Here is an 18,706-nt window from a genome sequence, read left to right as displayed (position 1 = left end):
CACGCGCTTCCCACCTGCCCAATGAGCACACCCGAGAAGGGACTTCGCTGTGGATCGTTACCTGCCTCGTCGCGAACGGCTGCTGACGTCACACCGCCCCTTGCCGGACTTCGACGTCGTGGGATCAAGCGGCCCCTGGCTGCACCGCGCTGATGGCCGCCGGACCTTCGACGGATCGAGCGGGCTTCTCTGCGTAAACGTTGGGCAGGGCAGCTCCACAGTCTTCGCCCGGATCAAGCACCAGTTCGCCCGCTACTCGTTCGGCAGCGCCGCCGTCGTGCAGCCCCACATCCAGCTGGAACTGATGGACCGCCTGTGCCGCGCCGTGGGCCGCCCGCAGGACTCCGTCGCGCTGACCACGTGCAGGACACTCGGCGTGGAGGTCGCGATCGGGCTGGCGAGGAACATCACGCGGGTCCGGGACGGTAAACGCCGCGGGGACGTCCTGACGTCCGACCTGAGCTATCACGGGATGAGCGCACTTACCCTCGCGCTCGCGGGCAACCACGCCCGCCGACCGCGCCCGGAGGACGCGCTCGGCCTCGGGCCCGCCTTCCCCGCGCCCTACCCGCCGACGCACAGCCACGAAGGGCGTGCGTGCGATGCCTCGTGTGCCGACGAGATCGCGAGGGTGATTGACAGGAGGGGTGCAGAGAACGTCTCCGCGGTCCTGATCGAGCCCGTCAACGGGAGCACTGGCGGCGCCTACGTGCCACCCGACGGGTACCTGCGGCGGGTGTCCAAGATCTGCCGGGAACGGAACGTCCTTGTCATCCACGACGAGGTGCTGACCGGGCTGTGGCGCACCGGCACGCCCTTGGCCAGCAACCATTGGGACGACGCGGAGCCGGACTTGTGCATCCTGTCCAAGGGCCTGGGGGCCGGGTACACGGGAGTGGGGGCCGTGCTGGTGTCGCCCGAGATCGCGCCGTTGATCAGGTATCAGAATACGGACCCGCTGCCCGCAATGGGCACCATGGCCACCCATCCGCTCCAGGCGGCGGCCTGCCTGGGCGTCCTGGACGAGCTGGAGTCCATGGATCTCGACGCCCTCACGGCCCGCGGGGAAAGGCTCGGGGAGTCCCTGCGAGCCCTGGTCGGCCTGGGGCCGGTGCGGGACGTCCGAGGCCTCGGGCACCTGTACGGGATGGAAGTCGAGCCCGGTCTGCTCTGGCCCCTGATGGAGGAGGCCGAGAAGCGCGACGTCCTCTTCTACCCATTCACCGGAGCTGGCCAGAAGAGCGAGGGCTTGGTCATCGCGCCTCCGGTGACCTCGACGGACGAGGACATCGACTTCCTGGCCACGGCGCTCTCCGACGCGGTGACCGCCCTGGACCGAATCGGCTGGGCCGTACCACCGGCCGGTACCTGCATCGACTGAATCAAGGAGGACACCGTGTTCCTGCCCCACCCCGTCATCGAGCAACTGTCCGGCGAACAAGTGGCGACGTGGAACCGGCACTTCGCCGGCGACGGCCACGAGCGGCCCCGCAGTGTCGAGGAAGGCATCTGGCGGCGTACCCAGGACCCGGCCAACACTGAGCAGTCCGGGTGGACCGAGAGCACCTCGGGTCGTCGGCGGGTCGTGCACTACCGGAACAACTACGCGTTGGACTACACCTACCCGATCCCAAGGCTGGTGCTGTCCGAGATGTACCTGTACGTGTCGTACACCGCGCCAGCCGAGGAGATCAGCGCCTACGCCAAGTCCGTCCAGGGGTGGCTTGGCGAAGGCCGATGGAAGCCGAAGCGGCCGGGTATCTGGCAGCGCCGCGATCTGGCGGCTTCCGTCGCCGAGTTCGACGTGCACCCGCAGGACGAGCGTGCCGACCGGGCCACGCCCGCAGGGTTCCGCTCGTTGGACGTACTGTTCACCTCCGAGGGCTACAGCAGCCCGGCGCGCACTCTGCGGAACCTGCCCTGGGATGTGCTCGCCGGTGGGATGCGTACCAAGGAGCAGCGGGGCAACCCGGCCATCGCCGAAGACCTCGCCGGGATCTTGGACTTCCTGCCGTTCCAGGTGGAGGTGGGGTGCGGCACCTCGATCGAGGCGGGGATCCCGCCGCTGCACTACCTGCACGAGGTGTATCGGGTGACCGCGCGGAAGGACAACACGCTCACGCAGTCGCACGCGTTCACCCTCTCCCCCCAAGCTGACACCCTGGTTCAGGAGCTCCTGCTGGACGCCCCGGCCAAGGCCCGGGATCTGACACGGATGTTCGCCGCGTGTTTCATCGCGCAGCCCACCTCCGCTCACCGGGCTTTGAAGGCGCTGCATGATGCCGGGCACATGGTCGGGCCGGTCATCACCCACAACTTCGATGTGCTCTCCGCGCGGGCGGGACTGCCGGAGGTGTTCGTCCGTCGGTACGACCAGAAGATCCCGCCCGTGCCCCTGCTCGATGAGGTCCGGTCCCTGCTGGTGATCGGCCTTCACGCCGACCGGCGCGCGGTGCAGGCGCGTGCCCGCGCCAAGGGGATGAAGATCTTCTACGTGGACCCGGAAGGACTCATGGAGAACAACATCTTCAGGGACTACCCCATCGAGGGAGCCCGAGACGAGGACACAGTGGTCCGGGCGGCAGCAATCCCGGCACTCGGGCGCCTGTGCGAGCTCCTCGACGTGACCGTGTGACAGACCCACGCAAGGCTCAACTGGCCCTGTTCCAGGGCGATAGCGTCGTGGGGCCGCGCGCTCGGTGCGGCCCCCGGCATCAACCGAGAAGGACAGCAAGCATGCGCGTTTCCGTGATCGGCTGTGGTCACCTCGGCATCCCGCACGCGGCGGCGATGGCCGAACTCGGCCACGAGGTCATCGGCGTGGACGTCGACCAGGCCAAGGTGGACCGGCTCAACGCCGGCGAATGCCCCATCTACGAGACCGGCCTGCCCGAACTCCTTGCCCGTCACACCGCGAGCGGGCACCTGCGGTTCACCACCGACATCCACGAGGCCGCCGACTTCGCCGAGGTGCACTTCATCGGCGTGGGCACCCCCATCGACGCCGACGGACGCTCCTACGACACCGGGCAGGTCTACGGCGCCATCCGCCAACTCGCCCCGCACCTCCGTCGCCCCTGCACGATCGTCGGGAAGAGCACCGTCACCGTCGGCACCACCAGCCAGGTCACCGCCCTCGCCCAGCGCCTGGCCCCCGCCGGCACGGGTGTTGATGTCGTGTGGAACCCGGAGTTCCTCCGCGAGGGACATGCAGTGCAGGACACCCTCCGCCCGGACCGCATCATCGCCGGACTGACCTCCGCCGAGGCCGAGAAGACGATTCGCGCCGTCTACGCCCCCATCCTGGATGCCGGTGTCCCCCTGTTCGTCACCGACCCGCAGACCGCTGAACTCGCCAAGGGCGCAGCGAACACCTTCCTCGGCCTGAAGATCAGCTACATCAACGCCGTCGCCGACATGTGCGAGGCCGCCGGCGGCGACATCTCCCAGATCGTGGACATCCTCGGTATCGATCCCCGCATCGGCAGTGGTGGTATGAGGCCCGGCATCGGCTACGGCGGCGGTTGTCTCCCCAAGGATGTCCGCGCCTTCACCGCCTCCGCCCGGCAGCTCGGCGCCGAACAGGCCGCTGCCCTCCTGCATGCCGCCGAGGAAATCAACGAGAGCCGCACCGACGTGGCCATGGACCTCATCACCCGCGCCCTGGGAGACCGGCCCATCAAGGGTGTCCGGGCCACCGTGTGGGGCGCCGCGTTCAAGCCCGGCACCAGTGACGTCCGTGAGTCCCCGGCTCTCGCCTTGGCCCACGCCCTCCAGCAGGCTGGTGCCACCGTCATCGTGCACGACCCGCAGGCCGTGGCCACGGCCATGACTCGCAACCCCGAACTCGACTACACCGACGACCTGACCGCCTCCCTCGACGGCGCCGATCTCGTCGTCCTTGCCACCGAATGGCCCGAGTACCAGCAGGCCAACCCCCAAGCCCTCATGGGCAGCCCGGCCACCCCCCTGCTCGTCGACTGCCGTACCGACCTTGCCCCCGAGCCTTGGCGCGCGGCGGGCTGGACCGTCCACCAGCTCGGACGACCCGGGAAATAGAACCGGGCCCCCGCGTGCTGGGGACCTGTAAGGCGCCATCAAACCCTGGAAGGTTGTGGAGGTCTCGTGCTGTGAGCAGTGATGCCGTTGTTCTCCGTCGTGCGGGCGACGCCGACGCGCTCGGAGCGGCCGATGTGTGGCTGCGTTCCTTCACCGCCGCGCTGCCGTCGGTGCGTCGTGCGCATGACGATGCCGAAGTGCGGGCCTGGTTCTCACGCGTGGTTGTGCCGCAGTACGAGACCTGGGTGGCGGTTATCGAGAACAGTGTGGTGGGGCTCTTGGTGCTCAACGGCGTGGAGCTGAATCAGCTCTACCTCGATCCAGCGTGGCGCGGACGGGGGCTGGGCGATCGGTTCATGTCCCTGGCCAAGCAGCGCCGGCCAGACGGGCTGGCGCTGTGGACGTTCCAGGTCAACAAGTCAGCGCAGCGGTTCTACGAACGGCACGGCTTCATCGCGGTCGAGCGAACGGACGGGCTGCGCAACGAGGAGCGAGAGCCGGACGTCCGCTACGTCTGGCAGCACCAGAAATAGCGCAGAGGTCCCTCGGACGCCACACCCCTCGCGCGCCCCGGCTTCCACTGAGGCACCGTGGAAGGGAGGCCTCTGGCCGGCCAGTAGGGAGAAGGCATGTCCGACCACATCTACCGGGTGACCGAGATCGTCGGGTCCTCCGCCGAGAGCGTGGACGCGGCGATCCGCAACGGGATCAGCCGCGCCGCGAAGACCCTGCGCGGGCTGGACTGGTTCGAGGTGACCCAAGTTCGCGGCCACCTCGAGGACGGATCCATCGCGCACTACCAGGTGGGACTCAAGGTGGGCTTCCGCCTGGAGGACGCCGAATAGCCCCCTCCAGGCTCTGCCCCGTCACGCCACCACGACACCGCTCGGCGACGTGGCCAGCCCCAGCGGCACGCTGCCGACGACCTCGAGGGTCTTCGTGTCGATGGCGTCCACCGTGCTGGAAGCGTTGGTCGTGACCCAGACCGTGTCCCCGGCCGCGGTGATGCCGGTGGGGATGTGGTGGACCCGGACCGTGGCGATCACCCGGTGGCTTCCGGCGTCGAGCACGGTCACCGTGTCGTCGTTGGCGCCCGTGACGTAGACGCGGGCGCCGTCCGGGCTCGTCGTGACCTGCCATGGGTTGCGGCCGGCGCCGATCCGTCCGCGCACCCGGTGGGTTCGGGTCTCGATCACCCACACGACATTCCGCCGGTAGTCGGCCACGTAGACGTGTTTGCCATCCGGATGCACGGCCACGCCGTTGGCCCCGGCCTGGCCCTTCAGGGTCTGTCTGGTGCGACCGTTCCCGGCGTCCAGGACGAACAGCCCGTCGGCGCACGTCACATACAGCGTCTTCCCGTCCGGGGTCGGTGCGAGGTGGCGTGGCGCGAGGCCGGCCCGCCAGGTCGCGGAGACCTTGTCCGCATCCGTGCGGATCACCGATACGGACCGTGAGCCGTCCGCTCCCGGCTCCGGGCCGGTGTCGGCGACGTAGACGTGCTTGCCGTCGGGCGACGCCACCACGCCGTGCGGGTACAGCCCGACCGTGACCGAAGCGACGATCCTCCCCTTCCTGGTGTCCAGCACCGAGACGTTGCTGGCCCCCGAGTTGGTGATGTAGAGCTTGCGCCCGTCGGGGGTTCTGGCCATGCCGAAGGGGTTGGTTCCGGCGTCGATGCTGGCGACCAGCGTGTGGCGCGAGGCGTCGAGCACCGAGATGGTGTTGCTGACGATCCCGGCCGCGTAGACGTGCACTCCGCTGACCGGCCCCTTCCCGGGCACCGAGCGCTGTATCCCGGGGAAGTTCGTGCCCGAAGTGCCGTGCGGGAAGTCGTCCTTGTGCGTGGTGGCGTTCTCGACGATACGGCTCCTGGCGTACGGACGGCCCCCGCTCAGCGCGCTGATCCGGACCGACGGAGGCGCTACGGCCTTGGAACTCGCGTCGTTCTCCTGGTGCGGAGGGTCCTGGTCCGCGCCGGGGAACTCCGCGGGCGGCAGGGTCGCGACTTCGTGCTCGGCGATCCAGAACTCGTCCCGTGTCGAGGGCAGTTCCGGGAACGGCCGACTGTTCCGCAAGCCGAGTGCCGAGGTGAGATCGCCGAACGTACGCCGCCGCCAGTCGCTGATGTTCGGCTCGCGCACCCCGGTGACCTTCTCCAGGAACCGCAGGACCGAGGTGTGGTCGAAGGGCTCGCTCGCCACAAAGCCGCCCTGGGACCACGGCGAGACGACGAAGCACGGCACCCGGATCCCGCCCCCGATCGGCAGGCCGCGTACATACTCGTCCGGCGTGCCCTTCGGCGGCATCGGCGGTACCACGTGGTCGAACAGGCCGTCGTTCTCGTCGTAGTTGATGATGAACACGGTCTTGTGCCAGAGATCCCGGTTGGCGGCGACCGCGTCCAGCTGCCGGGCGAGGAAGTCGGCACCGGACGCCGGAAGGTAGTCCGGGTGCTCGCATCGGGGCGAGGGCGGGATGATCCACGAGACCGTGGGCAGCCGCCCGTTGCGCGCGTCCTCCTCGAACGAGCCCGCCGGGCCGATCGTGAGGCCGTGCTCGTGAAGCGGGTCGCCCGGGGCGGAGTCCTGGAAGGACTGGAAGAACTCCAGCGGGTTGCAGCCGTAGTCGTCCTCTTCCTGGTACACGTGCCAGGAGACGCCCGCCTTGGTGAGTCGCTCCGGGTAGGTGGTCCAACGGAACGGCTTCGGAATGTCGTTGCTGATGACGGGACCACCGTACCGGCCGCCCGGATCGACCGTACCGCTCCACAGGTACAGCCGGTTCGGCCAGGTCGGCCCCAGCACGGAGCAGTGGTAGGCGTCGCAGATCGTGAAGCACTCGGCGAGCGCGAAGTGGAAGGGGATGTCGTCCCGTTCGTAGTAGCCCATCGTGTACGGGCCGTGCCGTTCGCCGTCGGCCTTGCGGTGCGCGGGGACCCAGTTGTCCATCTTGCCGCCGTTGACGGCCGCGTGCTGCACCGTCCAGGCGTGGCTGGTGGAGGGGATCGCCTGCGAGCTGGTGGTACGGGTGTCGAGGTGGAACGGCAGGAGGTAGCCGTCGGGGTTGGCCGGGTCCGGCTGGTGGAAGACGGAGCGTCCATCGGGCAGTTTCAACGCGTCCGGATCGTCGAATCCCCGTACCCCGGCCATCGTGCCGAAGTAGTGGTCGAACGACCGGTTTTCCTGCATGAGCACGACGACGTGCTCGATGTCGTCGAGGGAGCCGGACCGTCTCGGCGTCTCCGCCATGGCCTGGCGCAGGTTGGGCGGCATCAGGGACGCCGCGGCGGTGAGGCCGCCGATGCCCAGGGCCGATCCGAGCAGCCGTCTTCGGGAGAACTCAGCCATGGTCCACCTCGGTGCCGAAGGTCAGGAACGCGCGCCAGCACACACCATGTCGCCTCGCGGCACAAGAGAACACACAGGTCTCCGCTGCACCTGTGGTCGAAAACGCAAGGATCCGGCCTGCTATCGGGCCGCCAGGACGCGCCGGCGGAGCGAGCAACTTTCCGTCATCACCGGCACGTTCATGGCGGCGTCACCCGTCGTTGTCCATCAGGGCCCGCCTTGTCGGATCTCACACCGATGCGACGGGGGCGCTCGGGTGCACCTCACGTTCGATGCGCGGCATGATCTCGGGAATGTAGATGTCCTGGATAGCCACGCCGGAGCCGTGGGTGTCCCACTGGTCCTGGCTCGCCCAGCGCTCGACCAGGACAAATCGCGCGGCGTCCTCGTGCGATTGGTACGCCTCCCAGCTGACGCAGCCGTCTTCGGCCAGGCACAGCGGACGCATACGGGCCAGAGCATCCGCGACGTGGGCGATATCTCCGGACTTGGGCACGCGGATGATGACGATGAGGTCGAACACCATTTGCTCCTCTCCTACTTCTCGATCGAGGGGGACACAGCCCGGGCACCCTATCCTGACTGGCGGTTGACCTGCGCAAACACCCCAGGATCAGCCGTGCAGCATGACGGGAAGAGCCGTCAGTCGGCTGCCCTGCAGTCCGCCGAGGGTGCTCTGGCGGAGTTCGGCGAAGGGCACGGCGAGGCGGGCATCGGGATAGTCGGTGCGCAACACCGTGGCCACCGCCCGCAGTTCGAGCTGGGCGAGCTGGGCACCGATGCAGTAGTGCGGGCCCGCCCCGAAGGTCAGGTCCGGTCCGCCGGGTGTGCGGTCGGGGTCGGTGTTGATTCCCTGGATGTCGACGAGTACGGGAGCCCGCTCGGGCAGCCGTGTCCCTGCGAGTTCGAGTTCGGTGGTGGTGAACCGCCAGAGAGTGAAGGGGGCGGGCGGGTGCTGCCGGAGCGTCTCCCGGACCAGCTCTTCGATGTCCCGCACATCGACGCCGCGTTGGGGGCGCTCCGCGAGAGTGTGCGCGATCAGGACGCCGAGGGAGGCGTCGGTGGTGAGCTGTCCCGCGAAGATCAACGCGAACAGGTGGTACCGCAGTTGGTCGCGGGTGGTGTGCGCGGGAACACGGTCCCGCAGCTCGGCGGCGAGACCCTGGCCGGTGTCGTCGAGTCCGGCTCCGGCGAGCTCCGCGAGGTCGGCGATCGCCTTCGCCTGCTCCGGCCCGCCGTCGAGCATCCGCCGGCAGGCGTCGGCGGCCCGGCCGACGCGGTCGAGGGGTATGCCGAGCAGGTCGAGCAGGACGGTGAGCGGGTAGCGGGTGGTGAACCCGGCCGTCAAGTCGACCACCCTGCGCTCGGTGGCAAGTTCGGCCAGCAGCGTCCGGGCGATCGCGTGGACCCGGTCGGACTGCTCGCCGATCCGCTTGGCACTCAGCAGCGGGGCATGGGCGCGCCGCAGCTCGGCGTGGTCGGGGCCGTCGAGAGTGGTGAGCGAGGGCTGTTCGGCGGCGGTCCGCTCGAGTCCGGCGTTGTACTGGTTCCAGCCGGGGGGAGCGAACGCGGGGTCCTTGGCGATCCGGGGGTCGGCGAGCACCTGGCGCGCCGGCGCCTCACCGGTCACGACCCATGCCCGCCCGCCTGCTGGGGCGTCGACTTGGACGACGGGGCCGACGGCGCGCAGGGCGGCGCGGACCGGATCGGGTTCGGCGATGCCACGGACGGCCGCGGCAAAAAGGTTGACGCCATCCAGATAAGGAGCGGTTTGCATCAGGACTCCACGAGCCGAGGGAACGGGGCAGGGCGGTGCAGGGGACTTCTGGTGCTCCAGGCCAAGCAGCTTCACCATGAAGTATCTTTATGGTGAAGTCATTCCACGGGCAAGTTAGGCTGGAGGACTCCGAGTTGTCAATCTGTCCGGACGGAGAGGGCCCAGTGGAGAAGACGACGGCCGGTGATGTCTCAACCCAGCGCGAGCGGCTGACAGAAGAGCTCATGGCATACGGCGCGAGTTTCACCGAGCTGGGCCGCCGATTCGCCGCCCGGCTCGGCGTGCACTCCACAGACGCGTTCGCCTTGCTCGAGATCGCCTCCGCCGAAGAGAGCGGTGCCCCGCTGTCGCCGGCACTGCTCAGCAGGCGCATCTCCCTGTCCTCGGGAGCCATGACCGCGCTCCTGAACCGCCTGGAGAAGGCCGGCTACGTCACCCGTACTCGCGAAGAAGCCGACCGACGGATCGTCACCCTGCGCACCGGCCCGCAGGTCAAACAGCTCGCCGACGAGTTCTTCGGCCCCGTCAGACAACGACAGGACGCTGTCCTCGGCCGCTACCCCTCCGAGCTTCTGGAGCAGTTCGAGGCCTTCCTGACCCAGCTCCGCTCCGCCATGGACGTACGGCCCACCGACAGCGCATGACAGCAGCTCCGGCGGGCCCCTCGTCGGCGCGTTTCAAGCGACTGTCTCTTCGCGGCGGCGCGTGTAGTACGCGTACGTCACGGCCAGGAGAAGTGGTCCCCACAGGGCCAGCGGGAGTGTGGCCACTGCTGCAAGTGCCTTCCACCATCCGTTGGAGTACTCGACAAGGGGCACTCCACCGATGTGGAGGAAGGCGAGAGGCAGGGGATCCCACAGCGCGATCAGCCCCAGACCGCCCAGAGTGGCCGGGACGATCGCAGCGAGCGGTGGAATGCGCTTGCCTCCGATGACCGGGAGCCATGAGGGCGCCACTTCGCCCCACCGGGCCACCAGGCCAAAGGAGAGATAGGCCAGTCCCTCGGAGAGAAGGCTGAGTCCGAAGACGTACAGGATGACCCACCAGTGCCATGTCTTGTGGACCGCGTAGACCTGGCCCATCTCGTAGTCGAATGCGAACGGTAGACGCCACAGGCACGACGGGAGGACGACGAGGGGTACGAGCCGGGCGCAGCGGATGGCCCACCTCGGGACGGGCCGCCCGGTGTCACCGACCGTCGGGGAGGGATGAAGCGTCTTGATTCTCATGAGTCGATCTTCGTTGCCCGGTGAACGCCCGGGATCCGGCCCAAGACGGGTTCGTGGTCATCTCTGCGACGGGCATCGAGTCCTCCGCGCGGGGGACCCCAGGCGAACCGTTGGCCAGTTGACGCCGGACTGAGCAGCGCAGGCATGTCCGATTCCAGGATGTACGGCGCCGAGCACGACGGCCATCCTGAGCGATGCCCGAGAGGCAGACCAAGGGGAAGGAGTTCACGTGAACTCTCGCTTGAACCGTCGGCGAAGACTCATGAGCGCGGTAGTCGCGAGCGTTGCGCTCACCCTGACCGGCACAACGGCTGTGGCAGCGCCGTCAATGGCGCAACCAGCCGGCCCCGGCCCGCTGTTCAACCTACGGAACGCAGCCGACCCGAACGGGAACAAGTGCGTCGGGCTGGCGAACAACGGCAGCACCGCCAACGGGACGATCCTTGTCCTGTGGGACTGCCACCTCAACTTCGATCAGTGGTGGTACAAAGGCGACGACGGCGTCTCCCTCCGCAGCAACGCCTCCGGCTATCCGTACGGCAAATGCATAGGACTTGCGGACAACGGCAGCGAAAGAAACGGAACGCGCCTCGTTCTGTGGGACTGCCACCTCCACCCCGATCAGTGGTGGCGGATGCAGACTCTGAACGACGGCACCTTCGCCCTCGTATCCGGAGCAGGCCAGAACAAGTGCGTGGGACTGGCGGACAACGGCAGCACCGCCAACGGCACCCCGCTGGTCCTGTGGGACTGCCACTACCACCCCGACCAGCGGTGGTTCACGCGCTCATAGCGCCGGCCCCGGAACGCCCTCGCCACCTGGTTCGCGACCCTGCAGGGTGAGACACCGCCGAAACGACCGGTTCGCAACGGCGGAAGCCCTACGCTCGTCCCAGCGCCCCGCAAGGCGGGTCCGGCATCAGGTTCAGGGGAGGGACGCACCCATGAAGAACAGAGTTTTACGGTCCGATGCCCGCTGGGAGAAGGCCGTCATCGTCGGTGGCGGATACGCCGGTCTGGTGGCGGCCCGGGTCCTTGCGGACCACTTCTCCGAAGTGGTCATCCTGGAGCGGGACCCGGTGGACGAGGACACCGGTACCCATCCCCACTGCCCGCAGGGCTACCACGCCCATGCCATGCTCGCCAAGGGCGCGGAGGTCCTGGAGAAGCTCTTCCCCGGACTCCGTGCGGAGTTGAAGGACATCGGGGCACCCGTCTTCGACTACGGCGAGCGCATCAGCTTCCTGCTGCCGTCCGGGTTCGCTCCGCGGGCCCGGACAGGCGTGGAGATCCAGTCGTTCACCCGGGACGAACTGGAGCGGCGCCTGCGGCGCAGGGTGCTCGCGCTGCCCGAGGTGACGCTGCTCCCCTCGACCCGGTGCGAGGGTCTGAAGACGGGCACTCCCGGCACGGTGAGCGGGGTGCTGTACCGGACGGACGGCGCCGAGCAGCCGGTGGAGCTCACAGCGGACCTGGTCGTCGACGCCTCCGGGCGGTCCAGCGCCCTGGACGGCTGGCTGAAGGAGATGGGCCTGCCGGTCCCCCGCACACAGGTAGTGAAGGCGAAGATCACCTACACGTCGATGAACTTCGACCGGCCGGAGAAGGGCCATCCGGAATTCAACGTCGCCTACCAGATGACGTTCGCCCCCCACGTTCCCCGGGGCGGTGTCATCCTGGCCGTGGAGCGGAACCGTTGGACGTGCTCGCTGTTCGGGTTCGGGGACCATGTGCCGCCGACTGATGACGCGGCATACCTGGATTTCGCCAAGAGCCTCGACAACGCCCATCTCGCCGAGCAGATCGAACGCCGTACCCACCAGGAACCGGTCTACCGCTACACCAACGTCAACAACCAGTGGCGTCACTACCACAAGGTCAAGGAATGGCCTGACCGCCTGATCGCCATCGGGGACTCGGTCTGCGTGTTCAATCCGGTCTACGGGCAGGGCCTGACCGTCGCCGCGATGGAGGCCGACCTCCTCCACCGCACGCTGGGCGAACGCCGACGGCTCAAGGCCGACCTCGACGGTCTGAGCAGGACGTTCCAACGCGCGGTGGCGCGCATCGTCCTGGTGCCGTGGACGCTGTCGACCAACTCGGACCTCATGTGGAACCCGCGCCACCAGTCCGTCGCGGCGAAGATCGCCCACTGGTACAACAAGCACCTCTTCGCGGCGTCGGTCCGCGACGCACGGGTGTGGTCCCGTTTCGTACGGGTCGCCAACATGCTGGCGCCGCCCTCCATCCTGTTCCATCCCACAGTGGTGGCAAAGGTCGTCAGCCAGGCTCTGTCCGGCCGCCCGCGCCGCTGACCATGCCTCCGCGGTCCCCCGGACGCCACACCGCTCTCGCGCCGTGGCGTCCGCTGGGGCACCGTGGAGGAAGTCCCGGACACAGCCAAGTGGCTCCAGGAGCAATGAGCCCACGCTCCACGACAACCATCCCCGTAAAGTGGCTGAACTCAACGAGCCGGTTGTCGACCACCCAGTGAGTCGGGCACGCCGACCTGCGCCAGGATCCTGCTGTTCGCCTCCGTGATCCCCGCGGCCATGCCGAAATCCTGCCTCCAAGGGCCTCATCGAGGCATCCGAGCACTGGCCTGTTTCCCCCGAGCGGATCTCAGTCATCATGAACCGCTTCGGCGTGGGGCACCGGCGTTGCACGGTGAGATGAAGCCAACGCGTGGGGCACGCGGGAAGGCGACGCGGAGCTCGCGTGGGGCGCATGAGGCGCATGCCGTCAGCCGAGGCGGGATTCGACGCGGTTCCGCATGGCAGGGAATGCATTCCTACCCACAGTCCCCCTTTCGCAGAAGTCCGGCTCCGCGCCAGCCTTGTCCGGCACGCGAAGGCCCTGCCGCCAAACTTTGCCGCAATCCCCTATGCCGGTCCCGCTATCCGGGCGCGTGACACGGAGCCGCGCCGACGAAATCTGAGACGCACAGAAGGAGAGAGACGTGACGGACGACCAAGTGCATTACCCGCAAACCCTCGACGAGTTCATCGAGTTAATCAAGGAGTGGTACCACGACGACCACGAGGGTTTCCGCACCATGTACGACGCGGCGGTCAAGAACGTGGTGCCGTACCCGAATGACACACCGGAAGAAGTGCGCTGCGACTGGAAGAACAAGGACATCCAGTTCCTGTGCGACTTCTTCACGGAGTGGTACCGCTGGAAGTCAGGGGTCAACAACGGGCTGGACTACATCGAGAAGTTCAGCTGGATCAACTACGAGAACGACTACGGGATGGTCTTCGTGACCAGCGGTCCCGGCTACCGGATGACCGCCTTCTTCACGTACCTGCAGGGCCTGCAGATGGACGACAAAGGGCCGGACGGGCAGGAGCTCATCACGAAGTGGGTCAATGAGCTCGGGCCGAAGCGCATGGCCGACTTCGAGCCCGGGCCCTGGGCGACCTTCAACGAGTTCTTCATCCGGAATCTCAAAGACGAGGGCGTGCGGCCCATCGCCGACAGGGACGACGACAGCGTGGTGGTCGCCCCGGCCGACTGCGTCATCAACATGATCGTCGATGAGCTGACCGAGACCACACCGATCCCGGTCAAGACGGTGACCATGAACGTCAGGCAGTTGCTCGCCGACTCCGACTACGCCGAGATGTTCATCGGCGGTACGGCGGTGTCGTGCATTCTGATGCCCGACTCCTACCACTGGTATCACTCCCCCGTGAAGGGTCAGGTGGTGGAGGCCCGCAGTGACATCGGCGGTGTCTACTACGGAATGCGGGACTTCCCCGAACTGCTCAACAAGGGGAACGTGGGTTACGGCTACGACTACGAGATGTTCGATCACTTCCGCCGGGGCTACCTCATCATCAAGACGTGGTACCCGGACGCAAACGGAAACAACAGCGAGGTGGGATTCGTCGGGCTGGTTCCCGTCGGCCTCAACTCGATCGCCTCCGTGAACTTCAGGGACAAGTTCCATGGCCTGGAACCGGGCCTCACGACGCCGGTACCGGTGGACAAGGGCGAGAAGATCGGGAATTTCATGTACGGCGGGTCGCTGAACATCCTGCTGTTCGAAAAGGGCCGGTTCCCCGCGTTGCAACTGCTCCAAGGGCAGCGCATCGGAGTCCTGGAGCAACCGGAGCGCACGGCCGGTCTGTTCACCGGCTCCTACCACACGCAGTCCCGGCGGCGCCGTCCGCTGGCTCCCTGATCCTGCTGCCGAACAGAAGGTGAGTCATGTCCTCGGACCAGGTTGTCTCGATACCGGCGAACGTCCTCAACACCCAGAGCATCGGGTTCTTCACCACCGATGCCAAGAAGGTCCGCTCCTACGCCGGGCACGTGCACATCGACAGCACCGAGAATCCGGGAGCCCAGAACCACCTGTTCTACTGGTTCTTCGAGAGCCAGACCTGCAGCCCTCATGACGCGGCCCACGACCAACAGGACCTGATCAGCCGGACACCTCTGCTGATCTGGCTCAACGGCGGGCCCGGCGCCTCTTCGCTGCTGGGGCTGTTCCTGGAGAACGGGCCGCTGTCCATCGGCGACGATGCCTCCGGGACGATATCGGTAACCCCCAACACCTGGAACCAGGAAGCACACGTCGTCTACTGGGACCAGCCCATCGGCACCGGATACAGCTACTCCGACGCAGGGGAGCATGTCGAGAGCGAGGGCACTCTCGCCCAGATGTTCTGTGATGGCCTGCGGGAGTTCTTCGACGTACACCCGGAGTACGCTCAATGCCCGTTGTACGTCTGCGGTGAGAGCTACGCCGGCAAGTACGTGCCGGCGATCGCCCTGGAGATCGACAAGCGGAACAGCCAGGAAGCAGGCGGACGGCACCTCAACCTGCAGGGGATCGCCGTCGGCAACGGATGGATCAAGCCCGAGCTGTCGATCGGCGTCATGATCGACTATGCCTACGCGACCGGGTTCCTCGGCAAAGGCCAGCAGGAATCCCTGCGCACCGGCCCCTACGCCACCTTCCAGGACGCTCTCCGCCATGAAGAGTGGGAGAGGGCCACCGAGCTCGGCAACGACCTGGTGGCCACGATTCTGGCGTACGGGGGCAATTTCGACCTGTACGACGTGCGGCGCTGGGACGATCTGCCCATGGGAGCGCTGCGCACCTACCTGAACAACGAGGCCGTGAAAAAGTCCCTGCATGTTCCCACGGACGTCACCTGGGAGTGCGACGACGACAAGGGGCCGGTGGCCAAAGCGCTGGTGACGGACAACATGGCGGACCGCTCCGAGTGGTACGCCGATATTCTCCGCAAGGGTTACAAGTCCCTGCTCTACACAGGGAACTTCGACACCGCCTGCGGGTATCGGAGCACCGAGGAAATCCTGGACGACGTCACCGAGCAGACAGGTGAGCACGAGGCGTGGCACAACGCTCCCCGTCGGATCTGGACGCAGGCGCAGGGGAATCCAAAGGGATTCGTCCGCCACCACGGGAAACTGACGCAAGTCAGCGTGCCCGGCTCCGGCCACGAGGTACCGGCGTACCAGCCGCAGATCTGCCGGGAGATGCTCTACAACTGGCTCTTCGACCGTCCCTTCCCCGGCTATGACCCGCAGCAGCTGCGCAAGGGATGACGTTCAAAGCTCCACGACGACCGTCCCCACATGCCGTCCCGCGATGACGTCCAGCAGCGCCTGCGGTGCGTTCTCGAGCCCGGTGATGCGCACGTGCGGGAAGGTGACGGCGCCGGAGCGCAGCCAGTCGGCGGAGCACCGGGTCCATTCCGCCCGGGCCTCGGGGTGGTCGTCGGCGCTGTAGCCGCGTATCTCGAGCTTCTTGAGCAGGATCGGGAAGGAGTCCAGCTCGACCGGCGCGGTCCTGCCGGTGCCGTGCCGGGACAGCTGGCCCGAGAGGGCGCCGACCAGGACGAAGCGCGCCCCTGTACGCGCCGCGGTGACAGCCGCCTGGAGTTGTTCGCCGCCGACGGTGTCGAGGAAGACGTCGATGCCCTCGGGGGCGGCCTTCGCCAGCTGCTCGGCGATCGGTCCGGCGCCGCGGATCACGGCCGCGTCGTAGCCGAGTTCGGCCACCAGCCGGGCGGCCTTCTCCGGTGAGCCGGTGCTGCCGATGACCCGGCCCGCGCCGAGCGCGCGGGCGATCTGTCCGGCCATCGAGCCGATCGCGCTGCCGCCGGCGGAGACGAACACCGTGTCACCGGGCCGGATCCGTACGCCCCGGGTCAGCGCGGCGTACGCCGTCCAGCCGTGGCCGAGGTGCGCGACCGGGTCGGGCACGGCGTCCTCCACCGGGGAGCACTCGGCCGCCGCGACGGCGGCGTACTCGCGCCAGCCCTGGTGGTGCAGGACCAGGTCGCCGACGCGCAAGGCGGTCCCGGCGGGAGCCGAGACGACCTCGCCGAGCGCCTCCTCGGCCAGGACGTCGCCGGGGCGCAGGGCGGGGAAGGGAACGCCCTCCACGTTCTCGGCGCCCTCGCTGATCATCATGCGGAGCGAGGCGGAGATGCGGAAGTACCGGTTGCGGACGAGCACTTCGCCGTCGCGGGGTATCGGAAGCGGGCGTTCCATGATGGTGAAGTGTTCCGGTCCGGGCAGGCCGTCGGGCCGGGCGGCGAGGCGGACTTCACGGCTGGTGGGCGGCAGGGTGGACATGGTCGGTCGCTCCTCGGGTGTCGGATCGTGGAAGGAAGGATCCGACACCCGGTGGGTGTCTTCCAGACAGGAGCGGTTCGGTGACGATTTCCGACATGCGGCGGGTGCGATGGAGCGGAATTCCACGCGAGCAGCGCCCGGCCTGCATAAGGCCGGGCGCTTGGTCCAGCTGTCACCTAGGGGAAGACCCAGAAGCCGTTGAACTCCCCTCCTCGACAGACCAATCCAGTCGGGCCCCCATCGGGTACGACCTGCCCGCCGCGCTGCATGCACAGTTCGGCAGGAATGATGGGCTGCTGTGCTGCGGAGGCGGTACCCGTGGTGGCGGCCAGAGCACCCAGGCCAAGCGCCAGGGCGGCAAGGGAAGCCGCGATATATCGCCGCATCTCGAATCCCCCTTCAGGAAGCTCGTGTCCCTTTGAGACAGAGGATCGAGCACGCAGGCAAGTTGCGTACGGGTATCCACTCCTTCGTGTGACACGTCTTCACTCGTGTGGCCCATAAAACTGCCCATACGTCCGGGAGGCGTGTGACCGCTCAGTTCCTGCGTGCGAGCAGACGGTAGGCGTTGGACAGGCGGGTGCGGCGGGCGAGCGGGGCGAGGGCCAGGTCGAGCCCGAAGGCGACCGCCGTGAAAGGCATGGCGCCCACCGTCATCACCTTCCGCACACGTCGGTCCTTGGCGGACGGCGGCCGCGGGTACCAGGGTGCGTCGTCCCGGGGCATGAGGCGGGAGACGAGGAACTGGAAGGCCGTGCCCAGGTCCAACGGCTGGTGTGCGGGCCCGCGGACGGTCGACACCACGGTGAAGCCGCTGTCCGTCAGGGCTCGTTGGAGATTGCGGCAGGGGGCCATGTGCAGATGCTGGGGCTGGAACCACGGCATCCACCAGCGGCCCAGCAGTCCGGCATACGCCGACTCGGGGTCGGGGACTTCGATGTGGATCAGCCCGCCGGGACGCAACACGGTGCGGGCGGCATGCAGTTGGGTGCGCGGCTCCGGGGTGTGCTCCAGGTAGTGGTGCATGCTGACCACGTCGTACTGCCCGGCCAAGGAGGGTGCCAGCTCGTCGAGTTCGCCCCTCAGGGCGCGCTCGATCCGGCCGTCCCGTGCGGCGTCCTCCACCCCTTGGCCGTAGTCCAGGCCGTCGAACACGGTCCGCGGGAACTCCTTCTTGGCCATCAGCGGGAAGTGGCCGTGCCCTGTGCCCACGTCCAGCCAGCGCTCGGGGGCGGGGTTGGCGACGTGCCGGAGCGACTGCGCGACGGCCTGGTGGCGCCTCCTGTTGCCGGGGCCGCCGAGGATGGCTTCCGCCATTTCCCGGCCGAGCCCGTCGTAGAAGTCGCGGTAGTAGAACTCCATTCCGCCCAGGTTGAGCCGGGGGTTCTGGAAGTGATGGCCGCACGCACGGCACGCGTCGACGATGAAGGTGCCTGGTTTGCCCTGGATCAGGTCGGTTGTGCGCAGTCGCTCGCGCAAGCGGTCCGACTCGCACCAGGGGCAGGTGGCCCTGCGGGGCTCGAAGAACCGTGCCACGCCGGAAGCCAAGTCCTCTTGGTAGCGGGGCCGGAGGGCTGCGATGGTCTCGGCTCGCGTGGTCACGCTTCCCGTCTACCACCGCCCCGCAGTTGCGATGCATGCTCCGGCCCAAACCACCCCAAGCAGTGATG

The 18,706-nt window shown here is 67.7% G+C and carries 16 protein-coding genes and 1 pseudogene; 10 read left to right on the top strand and 7 right to left on the bottom strand.

The genetic code is table 11. From position 1 onward, the window contains the following. Positions 1–49 precede the first annotated feature (49 nt). The 5 genes from ACV530_RS09620 (at position 50) to ACV530_RS09600 (ending at position 4,904) form a co-directional block, all read left to right on the top strand. The gene (locus tag ACV530_RS09620) at positions 50–1,381 is read left to right on the top strand and encodes an aminotransferase class III-fold pyridoxal phosphate-dependent enzyme (RefSeq protein WP_494331892.1); all 1,332 of its coding nucleotides are present in this window, start codon (positions 50–52) and stop codon (positions 1,379–1,381) included. Between the two features lie 15 nt (positions 1,382–1,396). Beyond that, a complete protein-coding gene (locus tag ACV530_RS09615) occupies positions 1,397–2,635 on the top strand; it encodes an SIR2 family protein (RefSeq protein WP_494331891.1) in 1,239 nt (412 codons plus the stop codon). 101 nt (positions 2,636–2,736) lie between these two features. After that, complete coding sequence (locus tag ACV530_RS09610) at positions 2,737–4,059, top strand: UDP-glucose dehydrogenase family protein (RefSeq protein WP_494331890.1); 1,323 nt, start codon at positions 2,737–2,739, stop codon at positions 4,057–4,059. 71 nt (positions 4,060–4,130) lie between these two features. Further along, positions 4,131–4,592 (top strand): GNAT family N-acetyltransferase, encoded by a 462-nt coding sequence (locus ACV530_RS09605; protein WP_494331889.1) that lies wholly within the window; start codon positions 4,131–4,133, stop codon positions 4,590–4,592. A gap of 96 nt (positions 4,593–4,688) precedes the next feature. Beyond that, positions 4,689–4,904 carry a dodecin gene (locus ACV530_RS09600; RefSeq protein ID WP_494331888.1) on the top strand — a complete coding sequence of 72 codons (216 nt, stop codon included), beginning with the start codon at positions 4,689–4,691 and terminating at the stop codon, positions 4,902–4,904. A 21-nt stretch (positions 4,905–4,925) separates the two neighbouring features. Here the strand turns inward: ACV530_RS09600 and ACV530_RS09595 are convergent, their stop codons facing one another. From ACV530_RS09595 to ACV530_RS09580, 4 genes and pseudogenes are all read right to left on the bottom strand, one after another. Beyond that, complete coding sequence (locus tag ACV530_RS09595; RefSeq protein WP_494332029.1) at positions 4,926–5,711, bottom strand: YncE family protein; 786 nt, start codon at positions 5,709–5,711, stop codon at positions 4,926–4,928. A 297-nt stretch (positions 5,712–6,008) separates the two neighbouring features. Further along, positions 6,009–7,409 (bottom strand): annotated as a pseudogene (locus ACV530_RS09590) (alkaline phosphatase family protein); the annotation flags it as partial. Positions 7,410–7,638: 229 nt separating this feature from the next. Continuing rightward, positions 7,639–7,935, bottom strand: a complete 297-nt coding sequence (locus ACV530_RS09585; protein WP_494331887.1) for a putative quinol monooxygenase — start codon at positions 7,933–7,935, stop codon at positions 7,639–7,641. An 87-nt stretch (positions 7,936–8,022) separates the two neighbouring features. Further along, positions 8,023–9,186, bottom strand: a complete 1,164-nt coding sequence (locus ACV530_RS09580) for a cytochrome P450 family protein (RefSeq protein ID WP_494331886.1) — start codon at positions 9,184–9,186, stop codon at positions 8,023–8,025. A gap of 164 nt (positions 9,187–9,350) precedes the next feature. On the opposite strand from ACV530_RS09580, the gene ACV530_RS09575 reads away from it, so the two are divergent. After that, positions 9,351–9,830: a MarR family winged helix-turn-helix transcriptional regulator gene (locus ACV530_RS09575; RefSeq protein WP_494331885.1), complete on the top strand. Its 480-nt coding sequence runs from the start codon at positions 9,351–9,353 to the stop codon at positions 9,828–9,830. 33 nt (positions 9,831–9,863) lie between these two features. Here the strand turns inward: ACV530_RS09575 and ACV530_RS09570 are convergent, their stop codons facing one another. Then, positions 9,864–10,415 carry a hypothetical protein gene (locus tag ACV530_RS09570; protein ID WP_494331884.1) on the bottom strand — a complete coding sequence of 184 codons (552 nt, stop codon included), beginning with the start codon at positions 10,413–10,415 and terminating at the stop codon, positions 9,864–9,866. Between the two features lie 328 nt (positions 10,416–10,743). Between ACV530_RS09570 and ACV530_RS09565 the strand changes: the two genes are divergently transcribed. From ACV530_RS09565 to ACV530_RS09550, 4 genes are all read left to right on the top strand, one after another. After that, positions 10,744–11,208: an RICIN domain-containing protein gene (locus ACV530_RS09565; RefSeq protein WP_494331883.1), complete on the top strand. Its 465-nt coding sequence runs from the start codon at positions 10,744–10,746 to the stop codon at positions 11,206–11,208. A gap of 151 nt (positions 11,209–11,359) precedes the next feature. Next, positions 11,360–12,730: an FAD-dependent oxidoreductase gene (locus ACV530_RS09560; protein WP_494331882.1), complete on the top strand. Its 1,371-nt coding sequence runs from the start codon at positions 11,360–11,362 to the stop codon at positions 12,728–12,730. Between the two features lie 644 nt (positions 12,731–13,374). Continuing rightward, positions 13,375–14,604 (top strand): phosphatidylserine decarboxylase, encoded by a 1,230-nt coding sequence (locus ACV530_RS09555; RefSeq protein ID WP_494331881.1) that lies wholly within the window; start codon positions 13,375–13,377, stop codon positions 14,602–14,604. Positions 14,605–14,630: 26 nt separating this feature from the next. Then, positions 14,631–16,001: a S10 family serine carboxypeptidase-like protein gene (locus ACV530_RS09550; RefSeq protein WP_494331880.1), complete on the top strand. Its 1,371-nt coding sequence runs from the start codon at positions 14,631–14,633 to the stop codon at positions 15,999–16,001. A 3-nt stretch (positions 16,002–16,004) separates the two neighbouring features. On the opposite strand, the gene ACV530_RS09545 is transcribed toward ACV530_RS09550, so the two are convergent. Beyond that, positions 16,005–17,036, bottom strand: a complete 1,032-nt coding sequence (locus ACV530_RS09545) for an MDR family NADP-dependent oxidoreductase (protein ID WP_494331879.1) — start codon at positions 17,034–17,036, stop codon at positions 16,005–16,007. Positions 17,037–17,573: 537 nt separating this feature from the next. Then, positions 17,574–18,638, bottom strand: coding sequence for a class I SAM-dependent methyltransferase (locus ACV530_RS09540; protein ID WP_494331878.1), 1,065 nt, complete (start codon positions 18,636–18,638; stop codon positions 17,574–17,576). Positions 18,639–18,706: the final 68 nt, after the last annotated feature.

The sequence above is a fragment of the Streptomyces sp. SX-6 genome, from assembly GCF_059089585.1.
The sequence above is the reverse complement of the archived record's forward strand: the minus strand, read 5'-3'. Positions and strand labels throughout refer to the sequence as shown.